The sequence below is a fragment of the Paenibacillus athensensis genome (genome assembly GCF_004514475.2).
GTDB classification, from domain to species: Bacteria; Bacillota; Bacilli; order Paenibacillales; family NBRC-103111; genus Paenibacillus_AL; species Paenibacillus_AL athensensis.
This window is the reverse complement of record NZ_MYFO02000010.1, coordinates 179,467-194,969: the sequence shown is the minus strand read 5'-3', so window position 1 is coordinate 194,969 and position 15,503 is coordinate 179,467. Positions and strand designations below refer to the sequence as shown.

Annotated in this window: 21 protein-coding genes and 1 riboswitch; of the genes, 4 read left to right on the top strand and 17 right to left on the bottom strand. The window is 55.1% G+C overall.

The genetic code is table 11. From position 1 onward, the window contains the following. Window position 1 precedes the first annotated feature (1 nt). From ribD to B5M42_RS18220, 8 genes are all read right to left on the bottom strand, one after another. Complete coding sequence (gene ribD, locus B5M42_RS18255; protein WP_230632992.1) at window positions 2-1,126, bottom strand: bifunctional diaminohydroxyphosphoribosylaminopyrimidine deaminase/5-amino-6-(5-phosphoribosylamino)uracil reductase RibD; 1,125 nt, start codon at window positions 1,124-1,126, stop codon at window positions 2-4. A gap of 229 nt (window positions 1,127-1,355) precedes the next feature. After that, a riboswitch (FMN riboswitch) is annotated at window positions 1,356-1,545 on the bottom strand. Window positions 1,546-1,603: 58 nt separating this feature from the next. Beyond that, complete coding sequence (locus B5M42_RS18250) at window positions 1,604-2,035, bottom strand: peptidylprolyl isomerase (RefSeq protein WP_134753184.1); 432 nt, start codon at window positions 2,033-2,035, stop codon at window positions 1,604-1,606. A gap of 186 nt (window positions 2,036-2,221) precedes the next feature. Then, window positions 2,222-2,395, bottom strand: coding sequence for a hypothetical protein (locus B5M42_RS18245; RefSeq protein WP_167689935.1), 174 nt, complete (start codon window positions 2,393-2,395; stop codon window positions 2,222-2,224). 125 nt (window positions 2,396-2,520) lie between these two features. Continuing rightward, entirely contained in the window at window positions 2,521-3,846 is a 1,326-nt protein-coding gene (gene lysA / locus B5M42_RS18240) for a diaminopimelate decarboxylase (protein WP_134753182.1), read from the bottom strand. Beyond that, window positions 3,819-4,028, bottom strand: a complete 210-nt coding sequence (locus B5M42_RS18235) for a hypothetical protein (protein ID WP_134753179.1) — start codon at window positions 4,026-4,028, stop codon at window positions 3,819-3,821. Before B5M42_RS18235 ends, lysA begins: the two co-directional genes overlap by 28 nt. Window positions 4,029-4,090: 62 nt before the next feature. After that, window positions 4,091-5,797, bottom strand: coding sequence for a spore germination protein (locus tag B5M42_RS18230; protein WP_230632990.1), 1,707 nt, complete (start codon window positions 5,795-5,797; stop codon window positions 4,091-4,093). Between the two features lie 18 nt (window positions 5,798-5,815). Further along, a complete protein-coding gene (locus B5M42_RS18225; RefSeq protein ID WP_134753177.1) occupies window positions 5,816-6,238 on the bottom strand; it encodes a stage V sporulation protein AB in 423 nt (140 codons plus the stop codon). Then, entirely contained in the window at window positions 6,235-6,870 is a 636-nt protein-coding gene (locus tag B5M42_RS18220; protein ID WP_134753175.1) for a stage V sporulation protein AA, read from the bottom strand. Before B5M42_RS18220 ends, B5M42_RS18225 begins: the two co-directional genes overlap by 4 nt. Before the next feature lie 183 nt (window positions 6,871-7,053). On the opposite strand from B5M42_RS18220, the gene B5M42_RS18215 reads away from it, so the two are divergent. Then, complete coding sequence (locus B5M42_RS18215; protein WP_134753173.1) at window positions 7,054-7,263, top strand: DUF378 domain-containing protein; 210 nt, start codon at window positions 7,054-7,056, stop codon at window positions 7,261-7,263. Between the two features lie 125 nt (window positions 7,264-7,388). Here the strand turns inward: B5M42_RS18215 and sigF are convergent, their stop codons facing one another. The 7 genes from sigF to B5M42_RS18180 all read right to left on the bottom strand — a co-directional run bounded on the left by sigF (window position 7,389) and on the right by B5M42_RS18180 (window position 12,714). Beyond that, window positions 7,389-8,144 (bottom strand): RNA polymerase sporulation sigma factor SigF, encoded by a 756-nt coding sequence (sigF, locus tag B5M42_RS18210; RefSeq protein ID WP_134753172.1) that lies wholly within the window; start codon window positions 8,142-8,144, stop codon window positions 7,389-7,391. 12 nt (window positions 8,145-8,156) lie between these two features. Beyond that, window positions 8,157-8,603 (bottom strand): anti-sigma F factor, encoded by a 447-nt coding sequence (spoIIAB, locus tag B5M42_RS18205; RefSeq protein ID WP_134753170.1) that lies wholly within the window; start codon window positions 8,601-8,603, stop codon window positions 8,157-8,159. Continuing rightward, the gene (gene spoIIAA, locus B5M42_RS18200) at window positions 8,600-8,953 is read right to left on the bottom strand and encodes an anti-sigma F factor antagonist (RefSeq protein ID WP_134753168.1); all 354 of its coding nucleotides are present in this window, start codon (window positions 8,951-8,953) and stop codon (window positions 8,600-8,602) included. Before spoIIAA ends, spoIIAB begins: the two co-directional genes overlap by 4 nt. A 128-nt stretch (window positions 8,954-9,081) precedes the next feature. Then, window positions 9,082-10,260, bottom strand: coding sequence for a D-alanyl-D-alanine carboxypeptidase family protein (locus tag B5M42_RS18195; protein ID WP_134753166.1), 1,179 nt, complete (start codon window positions 10,258-10,260; stop codon window positions 9,082-9,084). Window positions 10,261-10,460: 200 nt separating this feature from the next. Further along, on the bottom strand, window positions 10,461-11,762 hold the full coding sequence (locus B5M42_RS18190; RefSeq protein WP_134753164.1) for a pyrimidine-nucleoside phosphorylase: 1,302 nt from the start codon (window positions 11,760-11,762) through the stop codon (window positions 10,461-10,463). A gap of 76 nt (window positions 11,763-11,838) precedes the next feature. After that, complete coding sequence (locus B5M42_RS18185) at window positions 11,839-12,219, bottom strand: hypothetical protein (protein ID WP_134753162.1); 381 nt, start codon at window positions 12,217-12,219, stop codon at window positions 11,839-11,841. A 177-nt stretch (window positions 12,220-12,396) separates the two neighbouring features. Continuing rightward, window positions 12,397-12,714, bottom strand: coding sequence for a hypothetical protein (locus tag B5M42_RS18180; RefSeq protein WP_134753161.1), 318 nt, complete (start codon window positions 12,712-12,714; stop codon window positions 12,397-12,399). A 467-nt stretch (window positions 12,715-13,181) separates the two neighbouring features. On the opposite strand from B5M42_RS18180, the gene B5M42_RS18175 reads away from it, so the two are divergent. After that, a complete protein-coding gene (locus tag B5M42_RS18175; RefSeq protein ID WP_209280715.1) occupies window positions 13,182-13,277 on the top strand; it encodes a YjcZ family sporulation protein in 96 nt (31 codons plus the stop codon). 121 nt (window positions 13,278-13,398) lie between these two features. After that, window positions 13,399-13,494 carry a YjcZ family sporulation protein gene (locus B5M42_RS18170; protein WP_134753159.1) on the top strand — a complete coding sequence of 32 codons (96 nt, stop codon included), beginning with the start codon at window positions 13,399-13,401 and terminating at the stop codon, window positions 13,492-13,494. A 244-nt stretch (window positions 13,495-13,738) separates the two neighbouring features. Here the strand turns inward: B5M42_RS18170 and B5M42_RS18165 are convergent, their stop codons facing one another. Further along, window positions 13,739-14,485, bottom strand: a complete 747-nt coding sequence (locus tag B5M42_RS18165; protein WP_134753157.1) for an NERD domain-containing protein — start codon at window positions 14,483-14,485, stop codon at window positions 13,739-13,741. Window positions 14,486-14,527: 42 nt separating this feature from the next. After that, a complete protein-coding gene (locus B5M42_RS18160) occupies window positions 14,528-14,767 on the bottom strand; it encodes a hypothetical protein (protein WP_134753155.1) in 240 nt (79 codons plus the stop codon). 129 nt (window positions 14,768-14,896) lie between these two features. On the opposite strand from B5M42_RS18160, the gene B5M42_RS18155 reads away from it, so the two are divergent. Then, the gene (locus tag B5M42_RS18155) at window positions 14,897-15,499 is read left to right on the top strand and encodes a hypothetical protein (protein ID WP_134753153.1); all 603 of its coding nucleotides are present in this window, start codon (window positions 14,897-14,899) and stop codon (window positions 15,497-15,499) included. Window positions 15,500-15,503: the final 4 nt, after the last annotated feature.

Sequence of the window (15,503 nt, the reverse complement as noted above, 5' to 3'; positions counted from 1 at the left end):
GCTAGCTCATCTCCTCCTGCCGCTCGTAACGCGGATACCCGGTCAGACAGACGTCCTGACCGAACCGCTCGACGCTCATGCGGTCGAGCGTCAGCGCATCGTTCATCCGGGCGAAGCCGTCGAACGCAAAGTTCGCTGGTGCCGCCGCCCCGCCGCCGATAATCTTCGGCGCGAAAATCAGCACCAGCTTATCGACCAGACGGCGCTCCAGCATCGCGCCGTTCAGCCGTCCTCCGCCTTCGAGGAGGACGGAGCCAATCTCCCGCTCGCCCAGCAGCCGCATGGCGAGCGCCAAATCCACCTGCGGCCCGTCGCCGCAGGTGAGCACCTCCGCGCCGCACGCTTCCAGCGCGGCGCGCCGCTCGGCGGGCGCTTGCCCGCCAGCGAGCAGGATCGTGCGCTGCCGATCCTGCCGCTGGAGCGCGCGTGCGCCCGGCGGTGTACGCAGCTTCGAATCCGCGATGATCCGTACCGGCTGTACAGCCGGTACGGTCAGACGCGCGTCGAGCTGCGGATCGTCGGCGAGGACCGTGTCCACGCCGACCATGATACCCTGGTGCCTGTGGCGCAGGGTATGCGCGTATGCGCGCGACGCTTCGCCGCTGATCCAGCGGCTGTCGCCCGTCTTCGAGGCGATCCGCCCGTCCAGCGTGCTCGCCGTCTTGATCGTCACGAACGGCAAGCGCGTGACGATGTATTTGTTGAACGCCTCGTTCAGCGCTTCGGCCTCTGCCGCCAGCAAGCCTTCCGTCACCTCGATGCCGTGCGCGCGCAGCTTGGCGATGCCCGAGCCGGCCACCTGCGGGTTCGGGTCGCCCGCTGCGACCACGACGCGGCGTATGCCCGCTTCGATCAGCCGGTCGGCGCATGGCGGCGTCTTGCCGTAATGGCTGCACGGCTCCAGCGTCACATAGGCCGTTCCGCCGACCGCGGCTTCGCCGGCCATCCGCAGCGCATGAACCTCGGCATGGCCTTCGCCGCGCTTGAGATGCGCGCCCATGCCGACAATGCGACCGTCATTGACAATGACGCACCCGACAACCGGATTAATGCCGGTTTGCCCCGATGCGCCCGCGGCCATCTGCAGCGCCAGCCGCATGTACGCTTCGTCATTCAATAGCTGCATAGCTCCCTCCCGCTCAGCGACTTCGTGGAATCAAAAAAGCCCCATCCTGTACAGGATAGGGGCTGTGGTTGGCATTCAGGCAAACACGAAAAAGCTCCAAGGGAGCGCCGCTTTTTTTTCAAACCAAAACAAAGAAGACCGACCGTGGCCTGCAAATAAACAGACCTGCCGAATTTTCGCTGGCATTGTGAAAAAAAGTACAAGCACTCGCGATGAACCCAGATTTCGCGTTTCCTTTCTCCCATCCAGACTATAACTGTCGGTCCCGGAATTTCACCGGATCAGCCGTAGCGAAGCTGTCGTCAGGTGCCGCTAGAAGCTTCAAAACGGGTCACGGACTGAAGCGCATTGCAAGATAAGCTTGTGTAAGCCGCGCTATCACCGCCGGTGGGGAATTACACCCCGCCCCGAAAGGAATGCATACAATCATGATAAGTATACAGAGGATTCCACCGTCTGTCTATATGACAGCTCGGATTAGACCTCGACGATTTCGACCTTTTCCATCAAATCCCGGCCTTTGAACGCGTCGATCAGCTCCATGCCTTTGACCACTTTACCAAAAACCGTATGTTGACCGTCCAGATGCGGCTGCGGCTGGTAGCAGATGTAGAACTGGCTGCCGCCTGTGTTGCGTCCGGCATGCGCCATTGCAAGCGTACCGCGCTCATGCTTGTTCGGATTGATCTCGCAGTTGATGGTGTAGCCAGGGCCACCAGTACCCGTACCGTTCGGGCAACCGCCTTGCGCCACGAAGCCGGGAATCACGCGGTGAAATACCAGACCGTTGTAGAAGCCGGAGTTAGCCAGCTTTTCGAAATTGGCTACCGTATTCGGCGCGTCCTTGTCAAACAGATCGATGACCACTTCGCCGCCGCCGGCGAGCTTGATATGTGCTTGTTTTGCCATTATGCGTTTCACTCCTTCTATAATATTTCCTTATTGTACTATGAAAACTTTCATTTCACAAATAAACGGCAAAAGACAACCCCTTCGCATAAATCAAAGGCGTTGTCCTTCTACTGGACCACTCTACGGCCCGTCGCAATGCGCGCACAATGAATCGGCACGGCCGCCGGAAAAGATCGGCTTTGGTCAATCTTCCGTCGTCTCGTCCAGCTCGCTGGCCGGCTGCTGCGCCGCTTCGGCAACCTCCCGGTCCGTTTCATTAACGCCTTGCAGCGCTTCCGCCGCTTGCGCCTGCTCGTTCAACTGCTGCTCGATTTGCCCGATGCCGTGCGCTTGCTGATGGTTTTTGCTTGTCGACATGTCCGTATGGCCTCCCTTCGCTGTTTTGCCTTGTTACTATGCGCGAAGGAGCAGCCGATTATGTGCAGGAGGCAGGAAACGACGAAAAAAGCCCCGGACATCATCGTCCGAGGCTCCTGTTGGCTTTATTTGCTCGCTTGCTTCATTCTTTCCGGAATCAGATCGTTGCCCGCCACATTGTCAAACGTTTCGCGCTTGACGACGAGATCGGCTTGACCGTCCTTCACGAAGACGACAGCCGGGCGGCGAACGCGGTTGTAGTTGCTCGCCATCGCATAGTTATATGCGCCTGTGCAGGAGACGGCAAGGATGTCGCCGGTTTGCACTTTCGGCAGGTTCAGGTCCCAAATCAGCATATCGCCGCTTTCGCACAGCTTGCCGGCAATCGAAACGACTTCTTCCGGCTGCTCGGTAGCGCGGTTCGCCAGCATCGCTTCATATTGCGCGTCGTACAGCGCAGGGCGCGGGTTGTCGGACATGCCGCCGTCAACAGCGACATATTTGCGCACGCCCGGGATCTCCTTGGTGCTGCCGATGGTATACAGCGTCGTACCGGCGTCACCGACGATGCTGCGGCCCGGTTCGATCCAGATCTCCGGCAACGGGTAGTCGTTGCTGCCGAAGTTTTCTTTGATCGCATCGGTGATTGCTTTGACGTACGTCGCCATTGGCAACGGCGTGTGGCCTTCAATGTAACGGATGCCGAAGCCGCCGCCCAGATTGATCACGCGGAACGTCAGGTCCAGCTCTTTGCGAACGTGAACGGCAAACGCGGCTACACGCTCAGCTGCCATACGGAAGCCATCCACTTCGAAAATTTGCGAGCCGATATGGGAATGCACGCCCAGAATATCGACGTTCGGCAGCGCCTTCGCTTCTTCCAGCGCGCGGAAAGCCGAGCCGTTGCCCAGATCGAAGCCGAACTTGGAATCGGTTTGGCCGGTGGAGATGAACTCATGCGTGTGAGCTTCAACGCCCGGCGTCACGCGGAACAGAACCTTCACCTTTTGGCGTTTTTCGCCGGCAATAGCGTTCAGCGTGTGCAGCTCGGCGAAGTTGTCCACAACGAAGCAGCCGATTTTGGCGTCAATTGCCATTTCGATTTCTTCAATCGTTTTGTTGTTGCCGTGGAAATGGATGCGGTCGGCCGGGAAGCCCGCTTGCAGCGCTGTATACAGCTCGCCGTCGGAAACGACGTCCAGGGACATATTTTCTTCGGCCGCCAAGCGGCACATCGCCATGACGCAAAACGCTTTGCTGGCGTAGGCGACCTGGAATTTCAGGCCGGACGCTTGAAACGCTTCGACAAACTCGCGACAGCGTTGTCTGACCAACGCTTCGTCAAATACATATAAAGGCGTGCCGAATTCCTGTGTCAGCTTCGTAGCGTCGACACCGCCGATTTCGAGGTGGCCTTGGTCATTTATTTTGCTCGTACCGTGTAAATACATAGCTTTAGTTTCCCCTCTTCCTGATCTTGAACTTGCCGGAATCCGCCACGTGCGGCTCCATAAGCATTACTATTAAAAGTACCATATGGAAAGCGTTTTTGGCAATAAGGCATTCGCGGATGGATATATTCATTGTACCACAAATCACCTTGCATCGACCCGATCCGCAGCAAAAAGGACATCTTCCGATGTCCTCCCGATCCTTTGCTTTCTTCCCAATCCTTGCTTCCTGCTACAATTCCCGCTACTGCTGCGGCTCCGGCTGCCGCGTGCCGTCGATCGGCTTGGTCAGGCTCAACCGGGTTTTGCCGGACAGCGCGGGCCGGCGTATTAAAATGGCGAAAAAGCCCTTGGCATTAAACGGAATAAACGGCCACATGTACGGCGAATTGTACGACCGGCGCGTCGCCAGCAAAATCAGCCAGATCGTGCTGCCGACCACAAGGCCCGGCACCTGAAAAATCGCGGTGGCAATCAGCAGCAGCAGCCGTGTGATCCGGTTGGACAGCCCCAGCTCATAGCTGGGCGTAGCGAACATCCCGATGGAAGCGACGGCCAGATACAGGATGACTTCGTTGATGAAAAGTCCCGTCTTGACCGCAATGTCGCCGATCAGTATCGCCGCCACAAGACCCATTGCGGTAGCGAGCGGCGTTGGCGTATGCACAGCGGCCATCCGCATTAAATCTACGCCGATATCGGCGAGCAGAAACTGCACGAATACCGGCAGATGACTCCCCTTTTGCGGCCCGATAAACTCCAGCCCCGGCGGCTTGAGCGAAGGCTCCATCACCATCAGGAACCACAGCGGCAGCAAGAACAACGAAGCCATAATCCCGGCAAAGCGCACCCAACGCAAATACGTGCCGATAAACGGCGTCTGGCGGTATTCCTCGGCATGCTGAACGTGATGGAAAAACGTCGTGGGCAAAATCATCGCACTCGGCGACGTATCGACAAACACCACAACGTGCCCTTCGAGCATATGCGCCGCCACCACGTCCGGGCGTTCGGAATAGCGCACCATCGGATACGGATTCCAGCCCTTGTTGACAATAGACTCCTCCAGCTGCTTTTCGGCGAGCGGCAAGCCGTCAATTTTCACTTGGGCGATTTTATCCTTGATCGCTTCCACCAGATTCGGATCGGCGACATCATTAATATAGCCGATACAGATGTCGGTTTTCGTCCGCAGCCCGACCTGAACGATTTCCAGTTTCAGCCGTTCATCGCGCAAACGCCGGCGCAGCATGGTCACATTGGTCAGCAGCGTTTCGACGAAGCCGTCGCGCGAGCCGCGCACGACCCGTTCCAGATCGGGCTCGGCGATCGAGCGCACGGGATAATTTTTCACATCGACCGCAATCGCCGCCCGCTCTCCCTCGATAAAAAAAGCCGTACCGCCCATGAGCACCTGCCCGACGATCTCGGACATCTTCTTATAAATCTTGACTTGATTATGCGGCATCAGCCGGTAAGCGAACGTTTCCAGCGTATGCGTTTCGACCGTTTCTTCATCCACATAGGTCAGCCGCGTCAAAATTTGCGTCAGCACCTCGTCCTTGACAAAGCCGTTGCAGTAAAAAATACCAACGCGCTTGTCTCCTAACACCATTTGGCGCAACACCAGATCAAAGCTTTTGTTCAAGCCCACCCGCTCTTCGAGCTGCCGCTGCACGTCCTCCATTCGTGGCGGGATGTCTTCGCTTTCCTTGAGCCGCTTCTCTTCAGCGGTCATTTTATCAATCGTGCCCTTGCCTGCCTGGTCTTGCCGCTTCCCTGCGCTTGTCTCTTGAGTTTGTTCGCTCTCGCCGCTCCCGTCGCCTTCGCCGGTTTCCTGCCCGCTTGCGGCTGGCAGCCATACGTTGCCGTCTTCATCTACAGCCAGCTTGGGCTCGCGCTTTGCGTCATTGTGTTCTTGAGAATCCCCGTTTTTTACTTTCACCTTCACCTCATACCGCTCCTTTCTTTAATAAATCAGCCATTCGAACAGCGAGCCGAATACCTTGCCGAAGATCATCGCCATCAACAGCGACAGCATGTACGGACCCATTCCGACGCGCTTGGCCAGAATCGGCAGTACATTGATGACCTCAGTCAGCGCCGCGGCCAGCATGCCTACAAAACAGCCGGCAAACAAGCCGAACACCCCCGCACCAAGCGCAAACAAATGCACGTGCACATCAGACATATCCAGCCATGTAAAAACAAGCGAGCCTGCCACCACCGCTCCTTCGTAAATATGAATCTGCTTGCAGGAACGCGTCAGCTGACACAGCCGCGGAATGATATCCAGCACGACCAGGAAGGCCACCATCCCGCTGCCGACGGCAATGCCTCCAGCCAGCCCGATAAAGGCGATAGCCAGCCAGCCGAGCAGATCGGCCGTCATGACGGCTCACGCTCGTCTTCATGAATTTTGTTGTATTCTTCGGTAATGACGTAGTGGTTCAGATTCTCCTGATACATGAACATTTCCACTTCCAGCGGACTGGGCTCTTCGTTGAACTTCTTTTTGAACAGATGATTGAAGAAAATCACCATACCCACGCCAATGCCAAGCGAATAAGGAATTTGCAAAATCAACGGATGCGCCTGCTCTTCGCCGGTAATCAGCTCATAGATGCGACGGTGGACAGCCAGCATGCTGACATCGGCATGAAAATTCATAATCGCCAAACCCGAACCGATGAACAGCAGCAGCCAGACGAGCGCAATCAGCACGATGTGCGGCTTCTTGCTATCGGAAATGATTTCCAGCAGCACGTGCGGCTCGCCAAAATGCTCGATCTGCAGCAGCGGGAATTGCTGCTTGATCTTGCGCACTATCAGCATCATATCGATTAAAATGCGATTGCCGTCGGCATTTTGCGGCTGATGAATGACCAGCTCCTTCAACGCCGTCTCATAAGAAGGCTCCACAATCATCTGGGCGATTTCGCCGAGCCGGACGATGCTGCCCTTGCGCACGCAAGCTCTGCGGCGCAGCCGGATGTACAAATAAGGTGCGTCGCCAGGCGTCATGCCATCCTCACCTCCTGCTAATTCGCCCCTTTATAGGGTTAGTATGCAAATCGTTCAAGCCCAATACACGCCGCGCTGCGTGGTAAATCCTCCTACCGGATTTCCCGCGCATAGCCCGGAATCGTTCAAGGCATATTAACGGTGAAAAAAGCAAACTGATTCCTGACAGAAAGGGTGAACGACATGGCAAAATTAGCGTTGACGCTGGTCATTATCGGCGCGCTGAATTGGCTTTTGGTAGGGCTTTTCGAATGGGATTTGGTCAGTGCTTTATTCGGCGGGGACTCGCACCGCGAATCCTCGGGCCTCAGCCGCGTCATCTACACGCTCGTCGGTCTTTGCGGGCTGTACAGCATCAAATTTTACTTTGACGACCGGTCGACCGTCCGTTAACCGGATTGTCAGACAGGCGCGGGCGGATGGCCCGTAACGAACCGGCGGCTGTACAGACGCACAAAAGCCACAGCGGCGCTTCCCTTCGGGGAAAGCCGGTCTGTGGCTTTTTGCGGTATATGCGATTATTGGGCGATTTGCGCCCGGATCGACTGTAAGATTTTCTTTTCCAGCCGTGACACCTGTACCTGGGAAATCCCCAGCCGCCCGGCCACCTCGGACTGGGTCTGATCGCGGAAATAACGCAGATACACAATCAGCCGTTCCCGCTCGCTGAGCGCGCCAATCGCTTCATTCAGCGCCAGCTTTTCGAACCATTTTTCCTGCGACTCATCGGAAATTTGATCGATCAGCGTAATCGGATCGCCGTCGTTCTCAAACACAGTCTCGTGGATCGAAGACAGCGGCTTGTTCGCTTCCTGGGCGAAGACGACTTCCTCTGCGGTAATCATCAGCTCCTCGGCCACCTCTTTGATCGTCGGGAGCCGGCCGAGCCGCTTGGACAGCTCATCCTTCGTCTTGCGGATCTTGTTGGCCAGCTCCTTGAGTGAGCGCGACACCTTCAAGGTGCCGTCATCGCGCAGGAAACGCTGGATTTCGCCGATAATCATCGGCACGGCGTACGTGGAGAACTTGACTTCATACGATAGGTCGAATTTATCGACGGACTTCAGCAGTCCGATACAGCCGATCTGGAACAAGTCCTCGGCTTCGTATCCTCTGTTCAAAAACCGCTGCACCACGGACCAGACGAGCCGAATGTTGCAGCTGACGAGCGTTTCCCGGGCCACCTGGTCACCGGATTGACTAAGGGCGATCAGCCGCTTGACTTCACTGTCGTCCAAGTAGCTGTGAGAGGCATGCTTCAAATCGACATCCATATGATCAAACCCCTAATTGTATAAAGCTTTTTTCGATTCAATTCGCTTCATCATCGTAATTTTCGTTCCACTGCCGACCGCCGTCGCCACTTCCACCTCGTCCATAAAGTTTTCCATGATCGTAAAGCCCATGCCGGAACGCTCCAGCTCCGGCTTGGAGGTGTAGAGCGGCTGCTTGGCCTGCTCCAGATCGGCGATGCCCGCCCCGTTATCTTCAACGGTAATGAACACCTTATCGCCTTCAATGCGCGTTGCTATCGTAATAACACCGTCCTTGCGGTTGTCGTAGCCGTGAATGATCGCATTGGTTACCGCTTCGGACACGACGGTTTTGATGTCGGTCAGCTCGTTGAGCGTCGGGTCCAGCTGGGACACGAACGAAGCGACCGCGACGCGGGCAAAGCCCTCGTTCTCCGAACGGCTGGCAAATTGCAGCGTCATAAAATTCATCTCGCTCATAACGCAACCTCCAGACTGGAGAGAGCCAAGCGCTCATTGTCCTGAATCGAGACGATTTTAAACAAACCCGACAGCTCGAACAGCCGATATACCGGCGGGGTCACGTCGCACACGACCATCTTGCCGCCCTTGCCCGTAATTTGCTTGTAGCGCCCGAGAATCACGCCCAGCCCGGAGCTGTCCATAAAGCTCAGCTCGCGCAGGCTCAATATGACGTGACGCGTATCCTCCTTGGCAATCGCTTCCTCCATGCGGGCCTTTACGACGTCTGCCGTATGATGATCCAGCTCGCCCTTCAGTCTGACAATCAGCGCTCTTCGGCCTTGTTCGAATTCAATTTGCAGGCTCACATTCGCACACTCCTTCCAGGTCATGAAAACTAGGATTCTACGGCGAAAGTGGAATATCCTGCCCCCCGACAAAACTAGAAGAAAAGCGCTAAAAGCAGCGGAAAAGCGAGCTAATTCGGGTCATCCCGTCATTCGTTGGTCGTAAAAAGCTTCGTTGTCGTCCGCTTGAACAGCTTCCACCAGCCTGCTTTGCCAACAGCCTCCGGAGACTCCAGCGGGAACTCCTTGAGCACGGCGTCGCCTTGATAGACGATGATTTTGCCAATCGGCTGACCTTGCGCAATCGGCGCTTTCAGGTTCGAATCGAGCTGCAATTCGTGACGAATATTCGCTGCGGCTTCGCCTTTTTTCATCAAAATACTATAGTTTTGCTTAGCTGTGAGCGGCACCGACGCGACATCGCCCTTGGCTACGTTGAAGCTGCCGAGACTGTCGCCGACTTTAAACAGCGGATAATTCGTATATTGCGCGAAGGCGTAATCAAACAGCTTGGTCACTTCGGCATTGCGGGTTTTCGTATTCGGTTCGCCAAGCACCACGGCAATGACGCGGAAGTTGTCGCGCTTGGCCGTTGCCGACAAGCAAAATTTCGCTTCGCTCGTATAGCCTGTTTTCAATCCGTCCGCTCCGGTATAGAAGCGCACCAGCTTGTTCGTATTCACCAGCCAGAACGGCTTGGGCGTCTCCTTGCGCAAGTAATCCTGATAGGCCCCGGTAAACTTTGTAATGCCTTCATGCTTGAGCAGCTCACGCGACATCGTGGCAATGTCCTGCGCCGTTGTATAGTGGTTATCCACAGGCAGCCCGTTACAATTGGAAAAATGCGTATTCGTCATGCCCAATTGCTTGGCCCGCTCATTCATCATCTGCACGAAATTTTCCTCCGAGCCGGCCAGCTTTTCGGCCATCGCCACCGATGCGTCGTTGCCCGACGCCATTGCGATGCCTTTGAGCATTTCCTGCACGGTCATCTCTTCGCCCGGTTCCAGGAAAATTTGCGAACCGCCCATCGACGCCGCGTATTCGCTAACGCGCACCTTCTCGTCCATTTTGATTTTGCCGGAATCGACGGCTTCCATAATCAGCAGCATCGTCATAATTTTCGTAATGCTCGCCGGCGGCAGCTTTTTATCCTTGTTTTTGTCAACGATGATGGTGCCCGTATCCGCGTCCATCAGCACAGCCGACTGCGCATTGGGCGCCAAATCGACCGACGGCGGCGTTGCCTCCTGACCAAACACGGCCGGCAGCCATAACAGCGCCATCAATTGCAAACTTATCCAGCTTACGAACCCTTTTTTCAGCATAACGATCTACCCCTCCTGTGAATGGTTGAAGCAAGAGCCGAATGACAGCTTGAATTGCTGCTACTCAGTGTTGACGAATCGGCTGTAAAATATTCCAAGATTGGGGAATAAAAAATGCAAAAAACCGCTCCGCCTGCTTGCAGCCAGCAGCAGCGGAACGGTTCGTTCAGTCCAGGCGCAGCGCGCCTTCGATATGCGATTTATTCGATGACATCGTAAATCAGCTGCGGCGCAGCCGGCGGTTCGGCGGCGATACGGTACGCAGCAGTCACCCGCTCCACGGCTTCGCGCACGTCCTCACGATTGGCGTGCAGCGTGCAGATCGCTTCGCCGGCAGCTACCGGATCGCCGATCTTTTTGTGCAAGGTGATGCCGACCGCATAATCGATCGCATCCTCCTTGCGGGCGCGCCCGGCACCGAGCAGCATCGCCGCCACGCCGACCTGCTCGGCGTCAATCGCGCTGACGTAGCCGCTTGCAGCCGCCGGCACGTCGATGTGCAGCGCCGCTTGGGGCAGCAGCTCCGGCTCGTCGACAATCGCCGGATTGCCGCCCTGACCGGCGACGAACCGCCGGAACGTCTCCAGCGCCTGCCCGCCGGCGATCACCCCGCGCACAGCCGCTTCTGCCGCTGCGTAATCGGCTGCAACGCCGCCCAGATCAGCCATGTGCGCGGCAACGGCAACCGCGACCTCGCTCAAGTCGCGCTCGCCTTGTCCGCGCAGTACCTCAATCGACTCGCGAATTTCGTTCGCGTTGCCGATTTCCCGCCCCAGCGGCTGCTCCATATCGGTGATTAGCGCAATCGTGCGGCGGCCGAGGTTTTGGCCGATGCGCACCATCGTCCGCGCCAGCTCGCGGGCATCGTCCGCCGTTTTCATAAACGCACCGGAGCCGAATTTCACGTCGAGCACGATCGCGTCAGCGCCGGAGGCGATTTTTTTACTCATAATGGAACTGGCAATCAACGGAATCGACTCGACCGTCGCCGTTACGTCGCGTAGTGCGTAGATTTTTTTATCCGCCGGGGCCAGATTGCCGCTTTGCCCGACAATGGCGATTTGATGACTGTTTACCGCGGCCACGAACGCATCCTTGCTTAATTCGATCTTGAAGCCGGGAATCGCTTCGAGCTTGTCGACGGTTCCGCCTGTATGCCCGAGCCCGCGGCCGGACATCTTCGCCACCGGCACGCCAAGCGCAGCCACAATCGGCCCGACGATCAAACTGATTTTATCGCCAACGCCGCCTGTGGAATGCTTGTCGACCTTAACACCGACAATCTCGGACAAATCGATCCGGTCGCCCGAATCGACCATCGCCAGCGTCAGCTCCGAAATCTCCTCCGCCGTCATCCCGTTGAAATAAATCGCCATCAGCAGCGCCGACATCTGATAATCGGGAATGTCCCCGGCCGTGTAGCCTGCAATGACAAAGCGGATTTCCTCCGCTGTTAGCGCTTCGCCGCTTCGCTTGCGATGAATCACGTCAACCATTCTCATTTCGGTAGCCTCCTTGGCAAGACGCTGAAATGGAAAAAGGGAGCCGCAATGCGACCCCTTCCCCAACGATTTGCTATTATTGTACGACCAATTTCGACTTCATTTTCGCGTGACCTTCGCCGCAAGGCAAAATGCACTCGATGTCATAAGTGCCCGGCTGGAACGTAACTTCCTGCGTCGGCGTGTTTTTGTCCAGCTTGATGTCAACGCCAGAGCCGGAAATGTGCAGCGCGTGTACGCCTTCTTTTTGCGAGAAAACAACCTTCGTTGCTTCGCCTTGAGCGGCTGTGTATTCCGGTTGGTCAAACTGCCAGTTGGACGCGACGATTTTCAGCTGTTTCCCAGCTGTAGCTTCCGAGGCGGCTTCCGACTGACGATCCGAAATATCTTGAAAGAGGACGCCCAGCCCCAATACGCCCGCTCCGAGAAACAGTACAAGGAAAATCCATTTTTGCATGTCATAGCCCCCCATATTGTAAGTCACTTCATTTATTTTACTGAAAAACCGAACAAAATCCCATACGCTTGACATGGCAAATCCATGAAGGTTTTGTGACGTTTTTGTGAATATGGACAAAAAAACATCCTCCTTATCGGAGGATTTACACCCTAATATAACCCGATCGGGCTATTTTCAACCGCGACGAAAACGGTCGCTGATCTGAAAAGCTCCGCTTCGGCCAGCATCCTGCCGCGCTTGTAAAAAGGCGAATGATTTGTCTTTCTCCTTCAGCTCGCGAATGTCCTTGTTGATCCGATTCAAGCAGTCCGTACACATCTTATGCTTGCGAATCGGCTTGGCGCACGTTGCACACGGGTAGTTCAAATTCGGATAATCCGAAATCATCACTTTGTTTTCTTTGATCCAGGCAAGAAGCTGGTCGCCCGGTACGCCTGTCGCCTCGCTGACTTGCTCGGCTGTCGCTTTGTGGTTCTTGCGTAAAAAATCCAAACAGCGGATCAGAGCGCCATCGAGATCGTGAGTGCAGTCCGAGCACATATTTCTTGCGTTCTTTTGAAACACTTTACCGCAGCGGGGACAATTGGCTACCATTAATTGCGGGCTCGGCATGCTCCATCACTTCCTTGTTTTGGAGTTGTGGTAGGTCGGATAGCACTTTGGATAGTTCTATATAACTACATTGTAACAGCGGCCTGCTGCTACTTCAATAGTTCTTTTCCCTATATGCGGAAAAAATCACGCTGTCCGTCCCATGCCTTTTTACTCTTGTCGAATTCGACAACAGCTCCGGCTCCCTTCGCCCATTTCTTGTCGGACCGTGCCGTCCCATCTTATTTCTCGGGCAATGGCCTGAACCGGGCATACGCACAATCACTGCAATCGCCCAAGCGTTTTGCGGCTAACGCCATAAGCTAATTTCGTAACAACCACCCCGACAAACGGAAAGGATGATGATCATGACTTATCCGGCAGGTGCAGGCTTTACCTCGGCAACAGCGATTCTGGTGTTGTTCATCTTGCTCGTTATTATCTCCAGCACGTTTATGCTGTAAGAGCATTGGATCGGCCCGGATACCGGGCACGAACACAATAGTAACGTTGGCCCAAGCACAGACAGTGCTTTGTGCATAAGCTGTTCAAGCAAGACCAATGCGCACAGAAAGGGTGATCCGCATGAGTTATCCAGCAGGCGTAGGCTACTCCTCCTCGGCCGCCATTCTCGTTCTCTTCATTCTGCTCGTCATCATCTCCAGCACATTTGTCCTTTAATCAACCTTGTATTCATTGCCGAAAATAGATGACGCGCCGCAAGGCGTCACGATCAGGCTGTCTGCGCTGCAGGCGGCCTGATTGCCGTGTGCGGCGGCTTTCCGCATGCCGGTGCAGCGCGCAGGCTTTAGATCGCGGAGCGGGCAACCCGCTTGCAGCGCTCCTGCGGGAGCTTATCTTTCGCACCGCACGCCAATCCTGGTGCGTGGTGCCGACCTGCTTTGTACTCACGCGTAACTACGCTTCACTGTCTGTGGACAAACCGGCAGCGCGGGAAATGCTCGCAGCCCTGAAACGTCCCGTATTGGCCCTTACGGTTTATCAGCGCCCCGCCGCAACGCGGGCACAATCCCCGGGCAATATCGCGCTCCCGCGTCTCCAGCCGCCGCTCCACCGTGCGCACGTGACGCCGACGCGCTCCGGTGCCTGTCAGCCTTGCTTCATCCAGCAGCTCGAACAACGTCTTCTCTTCGCTGCGATCCAGTATCTTCTCGCGGTAGCTCTTGATCGTTCGCAGCAATTGCTTGGCCGTCACGACCTCCGACTCCGTTTCCACGCCGCGAATATCGGCGGCCCCGCTAAAGCAAACCATCGGAATCCACGGCACCCCGGACGCGGCTTCCCCGAGCAGCGCTTTCAGCGCAACGATATGGCCATTATTTTGACGTAAAGGATTGTACAAAGCCTCCTTGCGTCCGTTAATCAGCTGCGTCCAGTAGTCTGACCGCTCCTGTCCATAAATCGTACCGCTGTAATGCTTCGTCTCAATCACAAAAATCCCATAGACCGAAACCACGACATGATCGATTTGTGCCGTACCGCGCGGAGCTGGAATCAGCACATCGTCAAGCACCCAATAAGCGCCGCGGCGCAGCTTGCGCAAACGAAAAGCGACCGTTCGTTCGCCGATCTCCCCTTTTCCTTGGGCCGTGCGCCGGGCAAACAGCAGCCAGATCAGCAGTGCGATCACCGCGATCAGAATAACGTTCATGGTGCTCAATCACTCCCTGTTGTAGCCACTCTGATGAATGCACTACCATTTCGGCTTGTAGATACGGTCCGTATCTGTATCAATAATTATATCGGCGTTGCCGCTGGGATTTTTTAGCATGGACATGCCGTGTTCGCGGCATAACCAAACGTCGAGCTCCAGCGACAGGGAGCCCTTGTTTTCTTGAAAATCGTCATAAAGCGCTCGTAATTCAGCTACTGTGTATGCGGCTGTTGTTTGCAGCCATGCTTGCTTGAAGTAGCCATCAATTTCGATTAGCATGGAGCCTCCGGCTTATTGAACTATTTATGGATGATTTAACATTTTGAATATTGACGCAGGGCATATCGTATGAGATGGTGAATGGCAAAGAACTATTTTCGCTACGAATCGATTCAGGAGGTCATCGTCATGTGGTTTCAAGCCAAAAAAGCAAAACTTTTGCGCATTCCCCTTGAAAATCAATTGCACGAACTTATGCAAATTGGCGTGATTTTGAAAGACAGCAACTTCGTCCATCTCCTAGCCCCAGATCAAAAGGAACTATTCGAGAAAGGACCGTACATTCATCTGCTACTTGCCCTTGGAACGGTCCTGCCGAATACCCAAGAACCGGGTGAATATTTGTCTGATCAGATTTGGTCTGTTGGATATCCACGTATTAATAAAAGCGGAGATTTACTGCGAAATATGAAAAGAATCGCTGACATCATACGAACTGACTTGCTGATTAACCATATCTCGGAGGAATTGGATTTGGTGCAACACAAAGGTTGGCTTTCCTTTACAGCTTCTGGTCAGGCTTATCGATGTGAGCTTGATATGGGGCACAATGGAATGATGATTACGCTTCTACTTTATATTTCGCGAATTTTGGCTTGCAGCGGCAGCAGCAAACGATTTTATTTTGCTTCCGTAGATGACTCCTGGTTGTTTGTTTATATGGATAAGCATCATTTTCCGCGCTTGAATGGGCTGTTGAATGTCTTTATTCCGGTTTTACGTGATGAGTAGTATT